This is a genomic window from Kitasatospora sp. NPDC087861 (assembly GCF_044742585.1).
GTDB lineage: Bacteria > Actinomycetota > Actinomycetes > Streptomycetales > Streptomycetaceae > Kitasatospora.
In genome coordinates, this window is record NZ_JBIUUS010000007.1 from 173,499 (window position 1) to 191,724 (window position 18,226).

Below are 18,226 nucleotides of genomic sequence, written 5' to 3' on the forward strand. Positions count from 1 at the left end.
ACCCGACAACTTCGACTGTCTTGACAAATTATTTCGTCGGTCGGATCCTGGAACGGTGCTGGACGTCGCTGTGATCGAAGAACCCGCCGCGGCCGAGGCGTCCCTGGACCCGATACGGTCCCGGATCCTCGCCGCCCTCGCCGAGCCCGGCTCGGCCGCCATGCTGGCCGGCCGCCTGGGGCTGCCCCGGCAGAAGGTCAACTACCACCTGAAGGAGCTGGAGCGTCACGGGCTGGTCGAGCTCGCCGAGGAGCGGCGCAAGGGCAGCGTCACCGAGCGGGTGTACCGCGCCACCGCCGCCTCCTACGTGATCTCCCCGACCGTGCTGGCCGCCGTGAGCCCGGACCCCTCCCGCTCCCCCGACCAGCTCTCGGCCCGCTGGCTGCTGGCCCTGGGGTCACGGCTGGTGCAGGAGGTCGGGCAGCTGCTGACCGGCGCCGCCCGGGCCGGGCGGCGGGTCGCCTCCTTCGGCATCGACGCGGAGGTGCGGTTCGCCTCCGCGGCCGACCGGGCGGCCTTCGCCGAGGAACTGGCCCAGACCGTGGCGGCCCTCGTCGGCCGCTACCACGACGAGAACGCCCCGGGCGGCCGCACCCACCGGGTGGTCGTCGGGCTGCACCAGGTACCCGCCACGACCGACCCCCGAGAGGGTGGCGCGAGCGCCACCGGGGAGGCACGGGCGGAAACACGGGCGGAGACCCGGGCTGAAGCCCAGGCCCCACAGGCACTACAGGCACCGCAGGAACCGCAGGAACCGCAGGCACAACAGTCCGACGCTGGGCAGGAGAACCGCCGATGACGCACCCGTTCGAGATCGAGCTGGAGACGAGCCTGCCGGCGAGCCCGGAACAGGTCTGGGAGGCGATCGCCACCGGGCCGGGGATCGATGCCTGGTTCATGGGCCGCAACCAGGTGGACGGGCACGCGGGCGGGATCGCCGCCATGGACACCGGCGGCCACCGGCAGGAGGCGCTGATCACCGCCTACGAACCCGGCAAGCGCTTCGCCACCCGCACGCCCCCGGCCGAGGACGGCCGGTTCATGGCCTTCGAGTACCTCATCGAGGGCCGCGACGCCGGCAGCACCGTCCTGCGCATCGTCCACAGCGGTCTGCTCGGCGACGACTGGCAGGACGAGTACGACGCGCTGCGCCGCGGCTGGCCCTTCCACCTGGGCACGCTGCGCCAGTACCTGGCCCACTTCCCCGGACGCACCGCCGTCCCGGTCTTCGCCGCCGTGCCGACGGGCCCGCGGCCGGCACAGGACGTCCGGGCGGCACTCGCCCTCGGACTGTCGCTGCCCACCCCGGTGGCCCTCGGCGCGCGGGCGCACGCCGAGCCGGCGGGCCTGCCGCCGCTGGACGGCGAGGTGGTCTGGGCGGACGACGAGCGCTTCGAGATCCGCACCGCCGACGCGATCTACACCTTCCACCACGGCCCCGGCATCGTGCTGACGTTCCACCACCTGTTCGGAGCGGACACCGACGGGGCCGAGGCCGCCTGGCAGCAATGGCTGGCCGAACTCCTCGGCTGACCAGCTCCCTCGCCCCCCATGACCGCCTCCCCGCGGGCGGTCGACACCACTCGTCGAGCACGAGGCCTACTCCAACGGCGTCCAGAAGCAGGTCTTCGACGTCGTCCGCTGACCGGCCCGCGGCAGCCCGCGCTCGCCCCGCCGGAGTGGGAAGCCGGCCTCGTCGACTTCCCACTCCTGGGCACGTGTTACGCCCCGCCGCGGCGGGCCGTGAGCACCCCGCGCAGGGGTACGGCCAGGAGCAGCGCGAGCAGGACGAGCAGTGCGCTCGCCCACAGCGGGCCCAGGGGCCCGGCGGTGGTGCCCAGGGTGGTCGCGGCGAGGAGCGGTCCGGCGGTGGCGCCGGTGTTGAGGGCCGCCGTCGCGTACGAGCCGGCCATGGTGGGGGCGGCGGAGGCCTCGTAGAGGACCCGGGTGATCAGCGTGGCGCCCAGGGCGAAGGACAGCGCGCCCTGCACGAACACCAGGGCCAGCAGCGCGGCGGGCTCGTCGGCCAGGAGTGCGAGGGCCGGCCAGCCGGTGAGCAGCAGCGGGCCGCCGGTCGCGAGGACCAGGCCGGGTCGGTGGTCGGCGAGGCGTCCGGCGGCGGTGACGCCGAGCAGGGAGCCGGCGCCGAAGAAGACCAGGGCGACGGGGATCCAGAGCCGGTCCAGTCCGGCGGTGTCGGTGACGACGGGGGCGAGGAAGGTGAAGCCGGCGAAGGTGGCGGCGTTGACCAGGGCGCCGAGGGCCATGGCGAGGAGCAGGCGGGGGCGGCGGAGTTGGGCGAGTTCGGTGCGCAGCGCCGGTTCGCCCGTGCCGTTGCTGCGGTCAGTGCCGTTGCTGCGGCCTGCGGCGTGCGGGGCGGGGCGGGCCGGGAGGCCGTGGAGGAGGCCGGCGGCGGCGGGCAGGCAGAGGGCGGCGACGGCCCAGAAGGTCGCGCGCCAGCCGAGCAGGGTGCCGAGGGCGGCGCCCGCCGGGACGCCGGCGATCGTGGCGAGCGTGGTGCCGGACAGCGGGACGGCCAGGGCGCGGCCCTTGCGGTCGGGGGCGACCAGGGTGGCGGCAGTGGTCAGGGCGACGGCGAGGAAGCCGGCGCAGGCGAGGGCGGCGAGGACGCGGGTGGCGCACAGCAGCGGCAGGCTGGTGGTGGTGGCGCCGGTGGCGTGGGCGGCGGCGAAGGCGAGGAGGAGGCCGAGGAGGCTGGTGCGGGCGGGCCAGGTGCGGGTGAGGGCGGCCATCATCGGGGCGCCGGCGGCCATGCCGATCGCGAAGGCGGGGCCGAGCTGGCCGGCTGTGGCGACGCTGACGTGGAGGTCGGCGGCGAGGTCCGGCAGGAGGCCGGCGAGCATGAACTCGGAGGTGCCCATGGCGAAGACGGCCAGGGCGAGCAGGTAGAGCGGCAGGGGCATCGGGTGGCTCCGGGGTGAGGAGAAGCGCGAGAAGGGGGCGTCTCGTCACCGCGGTCAGCGCCCGGGAGGGCACGGGGGCACGCCGCTCCGGCCGCGGGGTGCGGCGGGAGGGCGGGGCGTGGGGTTCAGGGGGCTGACGGCGTGTGACCGAAAGACCCCACCCTGGATGCCTCAGGGCTCGACATGGGCCGCACGCTACCGCAGCGGTGCCGGTTCGGGCACGCGGGTTTCGGGCCGGCGGCGGTGCGCACAGCCGGTTCGAGTTCGGGATGCGGGCGGTGCAGAACGGCTGGCTGCCGCAGCCGGTCTGAGCCCTGAGTTCTTCGGGCTCCCCTGCGGTCAGCCGGTGGTGGGGGCGGGCAGGGCGAGGGTGAAAAGGTCGACGGCCCGCAGACCGGTGACGTGTACGTGGTCTTCGACGACGGCGCCCCGCAGGTGGTGAAGTCCTACCGCTCGGACCTGAACACCGTCGAGCACCTGCCCGTCACCGTGCCGGCCGGCGCCACCACGGAGCGCCTGCAGTTCCGCTGCACGGGCACCAACAGCGCGTTCTGGACGGTCGACCAGGTCTCCTTCGGCGCCTGACGCCGATGCGGACCGCCCGCCGCCCCGGGGTGCAGGGGCGACGGGCGGCACCGGCCGTACTAGAACGGCGGGAGCGTGCCGAGCTTGACGTCGCCCGTGTAGTGCTTGCCGAGCGCGTCGAAGTCGTAGTACAGGTGCACGTCGTCGCCGACCAGGTAGAACCTCTGCGTGCCGTTGACGAACGGCGACAGGCCGAGGTGGAAGGTGATGCCCTGCGTCAGGCTGCCCGACGCGCTGCCGACCTTGACCTTCCCGAGCAGCGGCACGTTGGCGTAGACGACGATGGACGCGGCGCGAGCGGTCGTGTCGAGGGTGAGTGTGGTCTCCAGCGGGCCGGTGACGTAGGTCCAGGTCTGCACGTCCGTGATGGCGGGCGCGACGTTCTGGACCACTGCGACCGGGGCCGGGGCCGGGGCTGCCGGAGCGGCCGCCATGGCCGCCGTGCTGCCGAAGCCGACTGTCAGCACGGCGAGACCGGCCACCACAACACCCGCACGACGTACAAAGCGGTTCTTCATGGTTCCCTCCCAAATGTGTGGGCTGATGGTCGGGTCCCCCGGGGTGATGTCTATCAGTCAACTCAACTGCGCGGCCAGCGTGTTGTACATCACGACCACCCCCCGGCGTGCAAGTGGACTCACTCGTTCGAGTGACTTTCCTTGACTTTGCCATGCCCGCTATGCATCGAGGAGCGGACCGAGCTGCGCGGCCCACTCCGGGTACAGAGCAGCCTTCTCCTCGTGCAGGTTCATGATGTCCCGGGCCAGCGCGGGGTCCGGGTCGTCGGAGAGGTCGGGGCCGATGGCGATCCCGGCCAGGTGCGGCATGATCTCCGGATCGCCGGCCAAGTGGACCGGGTCGTGCATGTAGCGCCGCAGCGCCGCCGACGACCTGACGGCGGGCGCCCTGGCCGCCGTCGAGCGGCTGCGCGAACTGCCTGCTGACGGTGACCCGCAGGCGGCTCCCGCCGACGCCGGCCGTGCGCTGCTGGAGCTGTACGGCGGCGAACACGCCTGCGCTGTACGGAGGTTGGCGCAGTCCCAGGCCGCGCAGTTCCCCGAGGTGCCGGCCGGGGTGCGCGAGCGCACCGCCCTGCGCGTGCGCGCCGCCCTCGCCGACCGCCTCGCCCGCCTGGCCCTGGCCGGCCGCCTGCGCCCCTGCGACCCCGAGCGCGCCGCCGAACACCTCCTGGCCCTGCTCACCGGCCCCCTGGACTACCGCCCCGACACCCCCGCCCCCGACCTGCGCGCCATCGCCGAGGAGGCCGTGGACGTCTTCCTGCGCGCCTACGGCCCCGTCCGGGCCTGAGGGGCGCCCCTCGGGCGGGCGCGGGGGGCCGCGCCCGCCGCGTCCGCCGCCCGCCCGTAGCGCCCCATCGGCTCCCCAAGCCCGGGTGCGGAGGCGGCGCAGGCGTTCACCGTTCCTCCACGGGAATTCCCAGGGCGAGGACGGCGGGAACGGCGCCCTGCGCGCCGCCCGCACCCGATTTCCGCCCTCCTGGGAGGATTTGTCGGACCTTCACGTCTCTCCCATCAGATGATCACTCGGCTGCCAGGATCCCGACCCCTGGCGTACGGCGCGGTCCACTCGAATTCCTTCGCACACCGCCGAGCAGCGAAAGGCCTTCACCCCATGACCCGCCCTGCCGACCGCCCCTCCCCCGACCAGCAGCTGCGCGAGGCCGCCGCGCGCCTGGACCGGCGCCACTTCCTCACCGTCACCTCGGCGGCCGCCGCGCTGGCGTTCACCGTCAACCTGCCGTCCGCCCACGCCGAGGACGCCGAGTTCGCCCCGCGCGTCATCACCGACAACCCGTTCACCCTGGGCGTGGCCTCCGGCGACCCGCTGCCCGAGGCGGTGGTGCTGTGGACCCGCCTGGCGCCGCGCCCGCTGGAGCCCGGCGCCGGGCTGCCGCCCACCGGTTCGGTGCGGGTGGGCTGGGAGCTGGCCCGCGACGAGCGGTTCCGCAAGGTGGTGCGGCGCGGCAGCGCCCGCGCGCACGCCGAGTTCGACTACGCGGTTCACGTGGACGTCGACGGCCTCGACCCGGACCACGGCTACTGGTACCGCTTCACCGTCGGCTCCTGGAGCAGCCCCGTCGGGCGCACCCGCACCGCGCCGGCCCGCGGGCGCCGCCTGGACGCCGCCCGCTTCGGCCTGGTGTCCTGCCAGGCATACGAGGACGGCTACTTCACCGCCTACCGCCACCTCGCCGACGAGGACCTGGCCGCGGTGTTCCACGTCGGCGACTACATCTACGAGTACGGCATCGACGCGGCGGGCGGCGACCGCACGTACACCGACCGCACCCTGCCGGCGCTGTTCGATCACGAGACGGCCACGCTGGAGGACTACCGGCTGCGCTACTCCCTCTACAAGAACGACCCCGACCTGCAGGCCGCGCACGCCGCCCACCCCTGGTACGTCACCTGGGACGACCACGAGGTGGAGAACAACTACGCGGCCGGCATCCCCGAGAAGGGCCAGGACCCGGCACCGTTCATCGCCCGCCGCGCCGCCGCCTACCGGGCGTACTGGGAGAACATGCCGCTGCGCATGCCGCAGCCGCGCGGCACCGAGCTCACCCTCTACCGGCGCGTCCAGTTCGGGCAGTTGGCGCAGTTCGACATCCTCGACACCCGCCAGTACCGCGACGACCAGGCCAACGGCGACGGCTGGCAGTACCCCGCCCCGGAGTCCGACGACCCCCGCCGCACCCTGATGGGCGCCACCCAGGAGCGCTGGTTCGCCGAGGGCCTGCGCCGCTCCAAGGCCACCTGGAACGTCGTGCCGCAGCAGGTCGTCTTCTCCCGCCGCAAGAACACCACCGCCGACCGCTCCAAGCTCTCCATGGACGCCTGGGACGGCTACCCGGCCGCCCGCGAGCGCTTCCTCGCCGCCGTCGACCAGGCCGGGGTGAAGAACCTGGTGCTGCTCACCGGTGACGTCCACGTCGCCTACGCCCTCGACGTCAAGCGCGACTTCGACAAGCCGGACTCCCGTACCGTGGGCGTGGAGTTCGTCGGCACCTCGATCAGCAGCGACGGCGACGGCGAGGAGCGGCCGTCCAACTGGAACACCCTCATGTCGGCCAACCCGCACATGAAGTTCTACGACGGGCGGCGCGGCTACACCACGCTCACTCTGGACCGCCACCAGGTGCGCGCCGACTACCGCGTCCTGCCGTACATCACCCGCCCCGGCGCCCCGATCACCACCGCCGCCTCCTTCGTCACCGAGGCCGGCAACCCGGGCATCCGCCCGGCCTGACCCGCCTGACCGGTCCCGCCGCTCACGGGGGCGGCGGGACCGGGCTGCCGGTGCCGGCCGTTCCCGGGCACAGACGGCAGCCGGCGGTCAGGCGGCGGCAAGGCCGCCCAGGTTCAAGCCGACAGCCTTCGCGGACCTAAGCGCTGCTCTGGCGCGGTCCGCGCCGGTGCGGGCGGCCGCCGCATCGCTGCCGACTCCGACCGGCCGGGGTGCGAGGCCCGCGCACGGGCCGCAGATGCCCGGGCGGGGCACCGGATCGTGGCACATGGCGCACTCGGCGTACCGGGCCACTGCGGGCCGCACGGCGGTCTGGGCGGGCGGCATCTTGCGCTCCAGCCGGTAGCGGAGCACCGCGACCGCCGAGTGCACCGGGGCGGGCAGACCCGGCAGCAGGGCCTGGGCGAGGTCGGCGGGACCGCTGCCGCGCTCCAGCCACTGCGCGACCAGAGGCGCGAGTTCACGAGCCTCGGCCTCCCCCAGACGCAGGCGCGGCTCCGGGCGGATCACCCGGAACAGTGTGGCGACCGCCTCCCGGGCCTGCTCGTCCGGCACCGCCACGGGCTGCTCGTCGGCGGTGACCGGCTCCCCGGCCCGCCGGGCGGGAGGGAAGGTTCTTTCCGTCGGTCCTTTACAAGGGCGACAGCACCGTCGGTTGCCGCCTCACCGGGCGCCGGACGGGTGGCACCCGGTGGCGAGAGCTGAGGGGTGTCGTAGACGTGGGTCTCGGTGATGATCGTGCCGTCGGGCATCCGGATCTTCTCGACGCGGTAGAAGCCCGCGTCGGCCAGCTCCTTCAGCGCCTTGCGGATCGCGCCCCGCCCCTGGGGGCTGGTGTCGGCCATGTGCCGACCGTCCTCGCGCCAGCCGTCCGGGCGGGAAAGGAGGTCGGCGAGCAGGCCGCGGGCGGTGTAGGACAGCCGCCGGCACTGCAGCATGCCGTTGGGCAGCACGGTGAAGTTGCGCACGTGGGCGCTACGATGGACGCGCATCGGGAGGTCTCGCTCCTGTTGCCGGACCCCGGAGCGTTGGCGCGCTGCCGGGGTCGCCTATTTTCGGTTAGGTTACGGAACGTACCACAACGATCAGGCACACAACGGGCTTTTGTGACAACCGCCCTGACGGCACGCCAGACCGACCGTCGGCGCCCGACGGCCTCACGCGCGGGGTCACCGTCGCGGAGTTCAGCGGGTCGGACGAACCATCGCCGTCAATCGAGGCGATTCCGGTGATGGCTGCTGGGCGTTGAACGCCTGGTAGCCCCAGGTCTCGTAGAGACGCTGGACCTTCCCGTCCCCGGCGAGCGGGTTCACCATCAGCGTGACTCGGCCTTCGGTGCGGCTGGCCAGCAGTGCGTCGTGGATGCGACGGGCGGTGCCGGTGCCACGCCAGGGCGTGCGAACGCCGATCTCCTTGATGGCCAGGGTCGGGGTGTCGGTCCAGCCGTCGGGAAGCTGATCGGTCATGCGCTTCCAGTACCGGTCGCCGGCCTCGATGGTGTTGCCGTAGACATATCCGACCGGCAGTTCGCCGTCGTAGCCGAGGACGAGTTCGAAGCCGGGATCGGCGGTATGCCGGTCGAGGCGTTCGGCGAATGCGGCGACGCGGTAGTTCGGCAGGTGCAGCAGCGGGCCGCGCACGTCGGCGTAGACGTCCAGCAGATCCTGCCGGGCTTCGGGCGCCAAGGCAGTGTGGTGGCGGAGTTCGACGGTCACGCGGTGGTCCTCCAAGTGTCGTGAGTGTACGCGGTCCAGGTCCTGTCCGATGTGCCGCCGGGCGCCCGCTCATGCAGGTTGGTGCCGAAGGCCGCCAGCATCCGCTTCATGTGCACAGAGTCACGCCCATCCACCGGTCGTCCGAACTGGGCGGGTGGGGCCTTTCGTGCGTTCTGGGCCTGTTGGAATCCAACAGGCCGAAGGGTTCCGGCGATCGAGGGACAAGTCCGGCTCATCTTGCGTGGAGGCGCGTTAGGGGTGTGGCTCTGGCCGGGTTCGTGCAATTTCGTGCATGCGGGGTTGTGCTTCTGACTCGCACAGCTGACGGTGGTGCACGTCCCGGCAACTCCACAGACGTTGGAGATCGTCATGGCACTAGCTAGCTGCCGTACGTGTTCCAGGTGATGACGGCGCCGTCGCCGCCCTGGGAACCGTCGCTACCGGACCCCCGCCCGTGCCGTCGAGACCGCAGTTCTCGGAGAACCTCTGGTTGGTGGCGCCGTAGGCTCCGCGGCCACCGCCCCCGCCGGCGCCCCCCGTCCCCGCCGTCGCCGCCGTGGCCTGCACCCTGCGGAGGCGCGAGCTCGGTCAGCGCGGGATCGCCGTCGGCTGCGCCGGCACCGCCACAGCCGCCCTTCCCGCCGTCCCCGACCGTTCCGCCGACACGTCCGCTCTCCGCCTCGGAGACGCCCCGGTAGCCGCCCGGAGCGCCTCGTACGGACGGAGGGGGCCTCATGCGGGCGCCCGGGCGGGTTCCTCCGGCCGGGCGCCCGTTGTCGTGGTTGGCACCAAGTGCGCCGGGTGTGGGCAGAAGCTGACACTGGATCGCATGTTCGAGGAATCGCTCCGCTGGCAGGGTGGAATCCGCAGACAGCAGACGGAGGGCGCCCGTTCGGGGTGGTCCTCCCTGGGAAACGCGGAGGCGTCCTTGAGGATCACGAAGCGTGCCGTTCGGGGTGGCACTGTGCTGGTCGGGGCCGTGGGGCTGGTGGTGCTGGGGTCGCAGGCGCAGGCCGTGGCGGCCGTCGGCGGGCCGGCGCGGACGGTGCCGGCGAAGGCGGCGAAGGCGGCGGTGGGTCTTCCGTGGCAGGCGCGAGGGGCGGAGCGGGTCAATGGCTGGCAGTGAGCGGGCGGGCGGTGGCCACGAGGTGTGGGTCGCCGCCGCCGGGGACCGGGCGGGGGCGGCCGCGACCGCCGTGATCCGGTTGATGGGGATGCTGCCCGAGGGCTGGATCTGCGAGCAGCGGGTCGAGGGCGGGCGGATCGCGCTACGGGTCGTCCCCGCCGCGGGCGGGACGGCCGAGGCGGTGGAGCGTTGGCTGGCCGGGGCGCTCGCGGACCGGGCGTTGACCGGCTGGCGGGCCGTCCCGCCGGGGGCGTGACCCCGGCGGGACGGCGGTTGGATGGCGGTCGGGACGGCGGCGGGGTCAGATCCAGCCGCGTTCGCGGGCGAGCAGGGCCGCCTGGGCGCGGCCGCCGGCGCCCAGCACCCGCAGGATCTCGGCGATGTGCCGGCGGTAGGTGCGGACGGAGATGCCCAGGTTGCGGGCCCCGATGTCGTCCTTGCCGGCCTGGCACATCTCGGCCAGGACGAGCTGTTCCACGGCGGAGAGCCGGTGTGCGGCGTCGGACTGCGCCGCCGGGTCGGGCAGGTCGGAGGCCTCGTTCCAGATCTTCTCGAACAGGGCCAGCGCGTTGGCGACCAGCCCGGGCTGCCGGGTGAGCAGTGCGCCGCGCGAGGTGTCGGTGGGATCGGCCGGAACCAGGACGGTCTCGCGGTCGTAGACCAGGATCCGCTCGGACAGGTCGTCGAGGACCCTGATCTCGGCTCCCTGCGCCGCGAGTTCGTGCAGGTAGCCGGCGGTCGGCGGGTGCGACAGTGCCTGACGGAGGATCATGCTGCGCATGCGGACGCCGCGTTGCAGACATCGGGCGTCCAGCGGACGGGCGTGGGCGATGTTCTCCGGTGTCAGTTCGGTGTACGGCTCCGCGGAGAGGATCTCGTGGCGGGCGAAGAAGGCCAGGTCGTCGATCCGGGTGCGGATCTCCTCCAGTGCCTCCAACTGCTCGACGTCCTGGGCCGGGTGTGACCGCGGGCCCTGCTCGCGGCGCAGCTCGTCGATCAGCCGGCGGGACTGGGTGACCTGCTGCAGTTCCTCGTGAAGGGACAGCAGGCGGAGGCGGCTGAGCCGGTCGACCGCCAGGCCGGGATCCGACGCGGTGAGCGCGCCCGCGTCCGACTGATGCAGCAGGCCGAGCTCGATGAGGCGGTCCAGGGCCGCGCGGACGGCGGCCGGCGAGGTGTGCAGCAGCAGGTGGACGTTCTCGTCCGTGGCTTTCGGGTTCCGCAGGAAGTGGCGGTAGAGCCGTTCCTCGACCGGGTCGAGGCCAAGTGTGGACATGCCGGTGCCGGCCATGACGTTCCCCCTGGTGTGATGCTCGGCGTGCCGTCCGACGGCGGCCGCGTGGGCGGTCGCGCGGTGGTCGGACGTTGGCGTTCGGTCGTCAAGGGGATGGTAATCCACTGGTGGGTCGATAGTAATGTGATGGAAAAGTGTAGAGGTTTCCGACAGTGACCCGCGGTCGGGTCGCAGTGGACTGAAATGCCGATGAAGGAGGGCACATTGGGAGTGTTGACGGGGGCATCGGTGCACGGGGCGATGGACTTCTCCGTGCTCACCGACCGGGAACGGGAGGTGCTGAGACTGCTTTCCTCGGGAGAGACCAACCGCCGGCTGGCGCGGCACCTGGGAATCACCGAGCGGACGGTCCGGGCGCACACCGCGAGCATCGTGCGCAAACTGTGCCTGCGGTCGAGATTCGAGGCGGCGCTGGTGTCGGCGCTGAACGCCGAGGAACTGGCGGACGAGGAGCCGGCGAACGGGGCGGTGTCGGCGGTCGCCGCGGACTGAGCCCGGGGCGGCGGCGTTCTCGGGGGTGTACGGCACGAGGCCGGGCCCGTACGGAATTCGCTTCCGTACAGGCCCGGCCCTTTGTCGTGCGCACGTGGCCCTGGCGGGTCACGGGATGAGCGCGGCGACCGCTTCGACGAGGAGCATCCAGGTCGGGTGCCCGCCGGTGCCGAAGGCGGAGGCGAAGGCGTAGCCGACGGCGGCGTCGGCGGGGCGGGCCGGGACGTCCTCCCGCCACTCGGCGATGACGATCTGGTCGCCGTCGCTGGAGAAGTCGCCGAGGCGCTTGCCGTCGCGGGTGAGCCGGCTGCTGGGGATGGAGTCCGGGACCAGGACGTAGACGGCGCCGTCGTACGTGGTCTCGACCCGGTAGGACCCGCGGAGGAACTTGCCCTTGCCCGGGCGCAGCGGCACGGGCGTGCCGTCCACGGTCAGGGTGAGGTGGGCGGCGTCGCGGGTGCCGATGGCGATCTGCGGGTCCGGTTCGCAGTCCGGGTCGCGGGTCAGGACGACGGTGGGGATCCGCTCGCCGGACACCGTCAGCCGGTCCTGGCCCTCAAGGCTGACGGTGATCGCGCCGAACAGGGTGTCCTCGGTGGTGAAGGGGGCGGGCGTCGGCCGGTCGGTCATCTGTGCTTCCTTCGGTGGGGTCGGAACTCCGGGCACGAGGCCGGGAGTTCGAGGGCCAGGTCGATCCTCGCACCTGCCCGGCGGAGTGCTCACCCGGTTCTGGGGTGCTCACCCGGCGGCGGGCGCCAGCCGGCTGCCCGCCAGCTCGCGGTAGAAGTCGCTGCGGTCGAGCAGCTCCTCGTGGGTGCCCTGGTCCAGGACGCGGCCGCGGTCGAACAGGACGAGCCGGTCGGCCGAGGCGACGGTGGAGAGCCGGTGCGCGATCAGGAGCACCGTGCAGTCCCGCGCGGCCAGTTCGACGGTGGAACGCAGTGCCTGTTCGCTGCGCCCGTCCAGATGGGCCGTCACCTCGTCCAGCAGCAGCACCTGCGGGCGGCGCAGCAGCGCGCGGGCGATGGCCAGCCGCTGCCGCTCGCCGCCGGACAGGGCCAGGCCGCGGGCGCCGATCTCGGTGTCCAGGCCGTCCGGGAGTCCGGCCACGAAGTCGGTGAGCAGCGTGCGGCGCAGCACGTCGGCGATCTCCTGCTCGGTGGCGTCGGGGGCGGCGTAGAGCAGGTTCTCGCGCAGGGTGCCGGCCAGCATCGGGCAGTCCTGTTCGACGTAGGCGATGCGGCGGCGCAGATCGGCCCGGGGCAGCGTGCCGACATCGGTGCCGTCCAGCCGGATGCTGCCGCCGTCCGGGTCGTAGAAGCGCTGGAGCAGGGAGAACAGGGTGGTCTTGCCGGAACCGGAGGAGCCGACCAGCGCGGTGATCCGGCCGGCCGGGGCGGTGAAGGCGACGCCGTCGAGCGCGGGGGCGCGGCCCGGGTAGGCGAAGGTCACGTCGGCGACGGTGACGTCGGGTGCGTGACCGGTCGGGTGGGCCGGGGCGGCGTCGACGTCGTCCTCGGCCTCCATCCGGTTCAGCTCCTCGATCCGGGCGAGAGCGCCCAGGCCCTGCTGGAGCGAGGAGAAGCCGCCGACCAGCGAGACGATCGGTCCGCCGAGGTTGAACAGGTAGAGCAGGAAGGTGACCAGCGCGGCCAGGTCGAGGCTGCCGGTCGCGGCGAGCACGCCGCCGAGGCCGATCACGGCGAGGAAGGAGGCCTGTACGACCAGGCCGGCCAGTACGGCGATCAGCGCCTGGTACCGGGCGCCGCTCAGTCCGGCCTGGTAGGCCCGCTCGGCGGCGGCCTCGGCCCGGGCGGTCTCGGTCGCCTCGCCGCCGTTCGCCTTGACGGTACGGGCGGCGCCGAGCGCGCGGTCGAGGGCGGCACCGATCTCGCCGACCGACTCCTGGGCCCGGGTGGTGAGCGTGCGGATCTTGGGCATCACCACGCCCAGCGCGATGCCGACCGCCACCAGTACGGCGGCCGTGATGCCGAGCAGCGGCAGGCTCACCACGCCCATCAGGACGATGGTGGCGATCAGGTGGACCGATCCGTCGACCAGCTGGATCAGGCCTCCGGTCGCGGCGTGCTGGACCAGGGTGCTGTCGGAGGTGACGCGGGTGGTGAGGCTGCCGGGCTCGACGCGGTCGAGTTCGGCGGTGCGCAGCCGGATCAGCCGGGCTATCAGGCCCTTGCGGACCTGGAAGACCACCCGCTCCGAGGTGCGCTCGCCCAGCCAGGCCTGCCCCCAGGTGAGGGCGACGGAGAGCACGAACAGCCCGCTCAGGAGCAGGATCTCGTCGCGCAGCCCGTCACCGGTGGTGAGCTTGACGAGGACGTCCTGGACGACCAGCGGCTGGGCCAGGCCGGCCGAGCTTCCGAGCAGGGTGAGCAGCAGCACCAGGGAGAGGACCCCGCGGTGCGGCCGTGCGTAGGCGAGCAGCGCACGCAGGGCGGGCCGCTCGGCCGGAGTCTGTTCTACGTCAGGTGTGGTCACGCGATCATTTGTATCCCCTTCCACGCGTACGGGGACATGGTCACTTGCGGCAATGCCGCCGCCGGAATTGCCGAGGCGGTCATGACGGAAGCGGAATTGGCGGGAGCGGCGATACCGCAATTGCCAGTAGTGGCCGGGAAAACCGGCGGGTCAGGATGTGGTCGTCCCCAGGGACAACGGGCCGCCGGCCGATCCGGGAGAACCGGGTGCCGGCCGATCGGCCCGGTAACGGAAGTCCGTATTCCGGAAGTCCGCATTCCAACGGAGGAGATCCTCATGCAGAACACCACCGAGCTGGACCTGTTCGACGGCTACACCGCCTACACCTCAGCCGAGGAGCTGGGTCTGGCGGACGGCAACGAGACCGGTCCGGCGTTCACGCCCACCATCCCGTGGGCGATTCGCGCCACCATCATCAGCGCCAAGTCCTCGCAGCAGTGCGCCGCCGCGCTCGGCTCGCTCGCCGCGCGGACCATCGAGAGCAAGTGCTGATCACGCATTGAACCCTGATCGGGGCGGGACGGCGCCGTGGCCGGGCGCCGGCCCGCCCCGGTTCGTACGGCCGGGCGGGAAAGGCGGAGGAGAAACGGGAATGGATGATCAACTGGGCGTGCCGGACCCCGGGTTCCGGCGGGTTCTGCTGGCGGGCACCGGGGCGCTCGGCGTGGCATTCCTGCCGTTCTGGATCAACTGGTTCAGGAACGCCCTGCCGCAGGTGGAGCTGAGGGTGGTGCTCACCCGGTCCGCGTGCCGGTTCGTCTCGGTGCAGGCGGTGTCCGCGCTCAGCGGGCGCGAGGTGTTCGTCGACGAATGGGGCGGTGAAGCGAGCGGCGTCCGGCGGTTCGGTTGGGAAGCCGGCCCGGTGGCGCCGCACGTCGAACTCGCCCGCTGGCCGGACCTCGTGCTGGTCCACCCGGCCACCCAGCACTTCGTCGGCCGGTACGCCCTCGGCCTCGCCGACACCCCGTTGCTGCTCGCCCTGCACGCCACCGACGCCCTGGTGGGGGTGGCCCCGGCGCTGCCGCCGGCCGCCGAACGCAACCCGATGGTCCAGGAGCACCTGCGCACGCTGCGCGCCCGGCCCGGGGTCGTGGTGGCGCCCACCGTCCCGGCGGCCAGCGCGGCCACCGGCGAGGTGGCGGACGGCGGCGCCGCGCCGCTCACCGACCTGCTCGCACTCTGCGCCGACCGGCGCGGGGAGGGGACGGCGGCATGACGTCCGTACCCGTGGAGGCCGCGTTTCCCGCGGACCTGGACGGACTCGAACCGGTCGCCGAGTACGCCACCGGCCTGCAGAGCACCAGCGTGCTCCGGGCCGCGGACGGGGCGTACTGGTGGTGGCAGCGGCCCGGTCCCCGACACCTGCCCGACCTCCGGCTGCCGGACGCCCCGGACGCCGCCCGGTTCGCCCTGCCCCGGCAGGCCGGCGACGGGCTGCTCTACGAGGCGCCGGGCCCCGCCTCCGCCGCCGCCTGGCTGCGCGACTTCCGCCCGGCGGCCCGGCTGCTGGTGGCCGGTTCGCTGGCCTCGGCGGCGCGCGGGCTGCGGGCCCTGCACCGGTCCGGACCGCCCGCGCCGGAGCGCTCCGGGCCCCTGCCCGGGCTGCTGCGGCTGCGCGCATGGGCCGACTCGGACGACGAATCGCGGCGCCGGGCAGGGAGATCGTGGGGCCGGGGCCGCACCGACCGGCTGCTCGGCTGGGCGGAGCAGGCGGCCGGGGCCGGTGACCCGGCGGGGCCCGTCCACGGCTGGGCGTCCCTGGGCTCCCTGGTGCCACCGCTGCACTCCGGACGGACCGCCCTGCTCACCGGCCCGGACCTCGGCACCGGCCGCCCGGAGCTGGACCTCGGCTGGATCCTCGGCGAACTGGCCGAACTCGGCTGGCGGCTCCCGTCGTTGGGCACCGCACCGGCCCCGTACGGCCCCGCCGCCCTGGGCCGGGTGTTCCTCGACGCGTACGGCCCCGGGCCCGACCCGGTGCTCACCGGTCGCTGCGCCGTGGTGCGGATCGCCGTCCACGTGCAGGACTTCGCCCGCCACCAGGGCTGGCACGACGAACTCCTCGACTACCTCGCCTTCATCGCCGACCTGATCGACCAGGAAGGGCGGCCCGCGCTGCCCCCGAGCCCCGGAGACCACCACCATGACCCCGCCTGACCCGGCCGGAGGAGCGGCCCTGCTGCGCTACCGGCCGACGGACCCGGCGGCCGCCCCGGCCGTGCAGGAACTCCTCGACGAACTGGGGCTCGGCCGCCTGGAGCCGGAGGACCTGGCCGGTTACGGCGGCCGCAACGACAACTGGGCCGGCCGGACCAGCACCGGAGCGCGGGTCTTCCTCAAGACGGTGGCCCGCGCGCCGGACGGCACCAGCGGCGAACTCGACCGCGCGCTGTCCTTCGAGACGCTCGCCCTCCGCCTCCCGCCCGGCTCCGACCTGCGCGTCCCCGAGCACCTGGGTAGCCACCGTCCGGGCGCGGTGAGCGCCTACCGGCTGCTGCCCGGCGCCCGCTCCGGCGCCGAAGCCGCCCTGGATGGGGACTTCGACGAGGACCTCTGCCGCACGGCGGGCCGGGCCGTCGCCACCCTGCACGGGCTCGACCCGCGCGGCGCCGGCTTGGACGAGGGCGAGCCGCCGCTGCCGCCGCTCGACTGGCTGGAGGCGTTCCCGTGGAGCGCCCTGCGGGACCGCAGCATGGGGCAGATCGCCGCATGGAAGCTCGTCCAGGACGACCCGGAGGTGGTCGCGGCGCTGCGCGGGCTGCGCGAGCGGGAACGCGCCGCACCCCGCACCCCGGCCCACTGCGACCTGCGGTTCGACCAGTTCGTGCTGGCCGAAGGGCAGTTGTACCTGTGCGACTGGGAGGAGTTCCGGCTCGCCGACCCGGCCCGGGACGTGGGCGCGTTCGTCGGGGAGTGGCTCTTCCACGCCACCTGCGCCGTCTTCGCCCCCACCGGTGGCGGGGAGGGGTCGCAGGAGCCGGCCGGGTTCGACCTCAGCCACCAGGAGGTGCTGCGGCGCGGCGGTGAGGGCCTGCGCCGCCATCTGCCGCGCGTCGAGGCGTTCTGGCAGGGCTACCTGGAGCGCCGCACCCCCGACCCCGGGTTCGCCGAGCGGGCCGTTGGCTTCGCCGGCTGGCACCTCTTCGACCGGCTGATCGCCACCGCCCAGGCCCACGCCACCCTCAGCCCGGTGGCCCGCGCGGCCGCCGGCATCGGCCGCACCCTGCTCACCCGCCCGACCGGGGCCGTCACCACGCTGAGGCTCCACCCCCCGACCGGGGCCGTCACCACACTGAGGCTCCACCCCCCGACCGGGAGCACCCGATGACCACCCCGACCGGCACACGACTGCTCGCCCCCGCGCCGCTCGCCCCCCGTCTGGCCGAGGCGCTGAACCGCGTCACCGTCCGGGCGGACGGTCGGCAGGCCGTGGTCGCGGGCCGCGAACTCACCGCCGAGAGCCCGCGCGACCTGCGCGGCCGCCTCACCAACGCGCTCTACCGGGAGCTCCACGCGGGCAACGCCCGTACGCCGGACGCGTCCGGGGCGGCACCGCGCCGCGACACTCGCGACCCCGCCCTGGAGCAGCGGTACGCGGACGGCGTCCCGCACCGGTGGGCCCCCGCCGAGGGCCGGCTGGTCGAGATCCGGCCCGATGGCGGGCACCTGGTCGTGCGGCTGCCCGAGATCACCGCCCGCATCCCCGTCGACCGGCTCCTCGGCCCGTCCGACCCCGGCCCCGGCGACCTGGTGCGCCTCGCCGTCGAGGCGGCCCGGCCCGCCCTGTCCCCGGGCTTCTTCTACGTCATGGGCTCGCGGCCGCTGCCCCGCCCGTCCGGCCCCGTCCGCCGCCTCTTCCTGCACCTCACCGGCCCGGACGCGGCGGCCGCGCACTGGGCCGCCGTGCTCGGCGCCCTGGAGGCGGTCGACGCCGGCTACCACGCCAAGGTGCTCTCCGACCCGGAGGACTTCCCGCGCCGCGACGCGCTGGTGGTCTACCTGCACGGCGACGACGGGGCGGCCGAACGGGCCGTCACCCGCGCCGTACGGGACCTGCCCGGGCGCGGCGCCGAGGTCTCGCTGTTCACCGACGAACTGGCCCCCGGCCTCGCCGCCGCCTGGGACCCGGCCGACCCCCGCCCAGGCCGGCGCGACCTCAGCTTCGGCCAGCACCGCTGCCTCGCCCTCGCCACCGCCCTGATCGACCACGCCTCGGAGATCGGCACCGGAAGCCTCCCCGAGCAGGTCGCCCGCGCCTTCCGTCAGGCGGGCATCGACCCGCTGCGCCCCGCCCACAACACCACCGCCGACCCGGAGGAGAACTGAG

Annotated in this window: 22 protein-coding genes; 13 read left to right on the forward strand and 9 right to left on the reverse strand. The window is 73.8% G+C overall.

The window, feature by feature from the left end:
* Positions 1 to 55 precede the first annotated feature (55 nt).
* The gene (locus ACIOJE_RS13250) at positions 56 to 799 is read left to right on the forward strand and encodes an ArsR/SmtB family transcription factor (protein WP_400775821.1); all 744 of its coding nucleotides are present in this window, start codon (positions 56 to 58) and stop codon (positions 797 to 799) included.
* A complete protein-coding gene (locus ACIOJE_RS13255; RefSeq protein WP_400775824.1) occupies positions 796 to 1,533 on the forward strand; it encodes an SRPBCC domain-containing protein in 738 nt (245 codons plus the stop codon). Before ACIOJE_RS13250 ends, ACIOJE_RS13255 begins: the two co-directional genes overlap by 4 nt.
* 188 nt (positions 1,534 to 1,721) lie before the next feature.
* Here ACIOJE_RS13255 and ACIOJE_RS13260 read toward each other — a convergent pair whose 3' ends face one another.
* The gene (locus ACIOJE_RS13260; RefSeq protein WP_400775826.1) at positions 1,722 to 2,924 is read right to left on the reverse strand and encodes a Cmx/CmrA family chloramphenicol efflux MFS transporter; all 1,203 of its coding nucleotides are present in this window, start codon (positions 2,922 to 2,924) and stop codon (positions 1,722 to 1,724) included.
* Between the two features lie 402 nt (positions 2,925 to 3,326).
* Between ACIOJE_RS13260 and ACIOJE_RS13265 the strand changes: the two genes are divergently transcribed.
* Positions 3,327 to 3,509, forward strand: coding sequence for a hypothetical protein (locus ACIOJE_RS13265; protein WP_280677565.1), 183 nt, complete (start codon positions 3,327 to 3,329; stop codon positions 3,507 to 3,509).
* A 59-nt stretch (positions 3,510 to 3,568) separates the two neighbouring features.
* On the opposite strand, the gene ACIOJE_RS13270 is transcribed toward ACIOJE_RS13265, so the two are convergent.
* Both ACIOJE_RS13270 and ACIOJE_RS13275 read right to left on the reverse strand, forming a co-directional pair.
* Positions 3,569 to 4,027, reverse strand: coding sequence for a hypothetical protein (locus tag ACIOJE_RS13270; protein WP_400775828.1), 459 nt, complete (start codon positions 4,025 to 4,027; stop codon positions 3,569 to 3,571).
* 159 nt (positions 4,028 to 4,186) lie between these two features.
* Positions 4,187 to 4,375 carry a hypothetical protein gene (locus ACIOJE_RS13275; protein ID WP_400775830.1) on the reverse strand — a complete coding sequence of 63 codons (189 nt, stop codon included), beginning with the start codon at positions 4,373 to 4,375 and terminating at the stop codon, positions 4,187 to 4,189.
* Positions 4,376 to 4,493: 118 nt separating this feature from the next.
* On the opposite strand from ACIOJE_RS13275, the gene ACIOJE_RS13280 reads away from it, so the two are divergent.
* Both ACIOJE_RS13280 and ACIOJE_RS13285 read left to right on the forward strand, forming a co-directional pair.
* Positions 4,494 to 4,817, forward strand: a complete 324-nt coding sequence (locus ACIOJE_RS13280) for a TetR/AcrR family transcriptional regulator C-terminal domain-containing protein (RefSeq protein ID WP_400776034.1) — start codon at positions 4,494 to 4,496, stop codon at positions 4,815 to 4,817.
* A 324-nt stretch (positions 4,818 to 5,141) separates the two neighbouring features.
* A complete protein-coding gene (locus ACIOJE_RS13285; protein WP_400775832.1) occupies positions 5,142 to 6,779 on the forward strand; it encodes an alkaline phosphatase D family protein in 1,638 nt (545 codons plus the stop codon).
* Positions 6,780 to 6,866: 87 nt separating this feature from the next.
* Here ACIOJE_RS13285 and ACIOJE_RS13290 read toward each other — a convergent pair whose 3' ends face one another.
* The 3 genes from ACIOJE_RS13290 to ACIOJE_RS13300 all read right to left on the reverse strand — a co-directional run bounded on the left by ACIOJE_RS13290 (position 6,867) and on the right by ACIOJE_RS13300 (position 8,491).
* Entirely contained in the window at positions 6,867 to 7,286 is a 420-nt protein-coding gene (locus ACIOJE_RS13290) for a hypothetical protein (RefSeq protein WP_400775835.1), read from the reverse strand.
* A complete protein-coding gene (locus tag ACIOJE_RS13295; protein ID WP_400775838.1) occupies positions 7,283 to 7,768 on the reverse strand; it encodes a hypothetical protein in 486 nt (161 codons plus the stop codon). The genes ACIOJE_RS13290 and ACIOJE_RS13295 overlap by 4 nt, the downstream gene beginning before the upstream one ends.
* Positions 7,769 to 7,960: 192 nt before the next feature.
* Positions 7,961 to 8,491, reverse strand: a complete 531-nt coding sequence (locus ACIOJE_RS13300) for a GNAT family N-acetyltransferase (protein ID WP_280677574.1) — start codon at positions 8,489 to 8,491, stop codon at positions 7,961 to 7,963.
* Between the two features lie 829 nt (positions 8,492 to 9,320).
* Here ACIOJE_RS13300 and ACIOJE_RS13305 point away from each other — a divergent pair.
* Positions 9,321 to 9,617 carry a hypothetical protein gene (locus ACIOJE_RS13305; RefSeq protein ID WP_400775842.1) on the forward strand — a complete coding sequence of 99 codons (297 nt, stop codon included), beginning with the start codon at positions 9,321 to 9,323 and terminating at the stop codon, positions 9,615 to 9,617.
* On the forward strand, positions 9,604 to 9,873 hold the full coding sequence (locus tag ACIOJE_RS13310) for a hypothetical protein (RefSeq protein ID WP_280677577.1): 270 nt from the start codon (positions 9,604 to 9,606) through the stop codon (positions 9,871 to 9,873). Before ACIOJE_RS13305 ends, ACIOJE_RS13310 begins: the two co-directional genes overlap by 14 nt.
* 45 nt (positions 9,874 to 9,918) lie before the next feature.
* Here the strand turns inward: ACIOJE_RS13310 and ACIOJE_RS13315 are convergent, their stop codons facing one another.
* Positions 9,919 to 10,908, reverse strand: coding sequence for a helix-turn-helix transcriptional regulator (locus ACIOJE_RS13315; protein WP_400775845.1), 990 nt, complete (start codon positions 10,906 to 10,908; stop codon positions 9,919 to 9,921).
* Between the two features lie 216 nt (positions 10,909 to 11,124).
* Here ACIOJE_RS13315 and ACIOJE_RS13320 point away from each other — a divergent pair, with 216 nt between their 5' ends.
* Positions 11,125 to 11,403: a helix-turn-helix transcriptional regulator gene (locus tag ACIOJE_RS13320; protein WP_400775848.1), complete on the forward strand. Its 279-nt coding sequence runs from the start codon at positions 11,125 to 11,127 to the stop codon at positions 11,401 to 11,403.
* A gap of 108 nt (positions 11,404 to 11,511) precedes the next feature.
* Here ACIOJE_RS13320 and ACIOJE_RS13325 read toward each other — a convergent pair whose 3' ends face one another.
* Together ACIOJE_RS13325 and ACIOJE_RS13330 are read right to left on the reverse strand one after the other, a co-directional pair.
* Positions 11,512 to 12,033 (reverse strand): hypothetical protein, encoded by a 522-nt coding sequence (locus ACIOJE_RS13325; RefSeq protein WP_280677579.1) that lies wholly within the window; start codon positions 12,031 to 12,033, stop codon positions 11,512 to 11,514.
* Between the two features lie 108 nt (positions 12,034 to 12,141).
* The gene (locus ACIOJE_RS13330; protein ID WP_280677580.1) at positions 12,142 to 13,899 is read right to left on the reverse strand and encodes an ABC transporter ATP-binding protein; all 1,758 of its coding nucleotides are present in this window, start codon (positions 13,897 to 13,899) and stop codon (positions 12,142 to 12,144) included.
* Between the two features lie 276 nt (positions 13,900 to 14,175).
* Here ACIOJE_RS13330 and lxmA point away from each other — a divergent pair, with 276 nt between their 5' ends.
* The 5 genes from lxmA to ACIOJE_RS13355 all read left to right on the forward strand — a co-directional run bounded on the left by lxmA (position 14,176) and on the right by ACIOJE_RS13355 (position 18,225).
* A complete protein-coding gene (gene lxmA, locus ACIOJE_RS13335; protein WP_280677582.1) occupies positions 14,176 to 14,391 on the forward strand; it encodes a lexapeptide family class V lantibiotic in 216 nt (71 codons plus the stop codon).
* Positions 14,392 to 14,491: 100 nt separating this feature from the next.
* Positions 14,492 to 15,115, forward strand: a complete 624-nt coding sequence (lxmD, locus tag ACIOJE_RS13340) for a peptide terminal cysteine decarboxylase LxmD (protein WP_400775852.1) — start codon at positions 14,492 to 14,494, stop codon at positions 15,113 to 15,115.
* Positions 15,112 to 16,056, forward strand: a complete 945-nt coding sequence (locus ACIOJE_RS13345) for a hypothetical protein (protein WP_280677586.1) — start codon at positions 15,112 to 15,114, stop codon at positions 16,054 to 16,056. The genes lxmD and ACIOJE_RS13345 overlap by 4 nt, the downstream gene beginning before the upstream one ends.
* Positions 16,043 to 17,227: a class V lanthionine synthetase subunit LxmK gene (gene lxmK / locus ACIOJE_RS13350; protein ID WP_400775855.1), complete on the forward strand. Its 1,185-nt coding sequence runs from the start codon at positions 16,043 to 16,045 to the stop codon at positions 17,225 to 17,227. The genes ACIOJE_RS13345 and lxmK overlap by 14 nt, the downstream gene beginning before the upstream one ends.
* Positions 17,224 to 18,225 (forward strand): T3SS effector HopA1 family protein, encoded by a 1,002-nt coding sequence (locus ACIOJE_RS13355; protein ID WP_400775858.1) that lies wholly within the window; start codon positions 17,224 to 17,226, stop codon positions 18,223 to 18,225. Before lxmK ends, ACIOJE_RS13355 begins: the two co-directional genes overlap by 4 nt.
* Position 18,226: the final 1 nt, after the last annotated feature.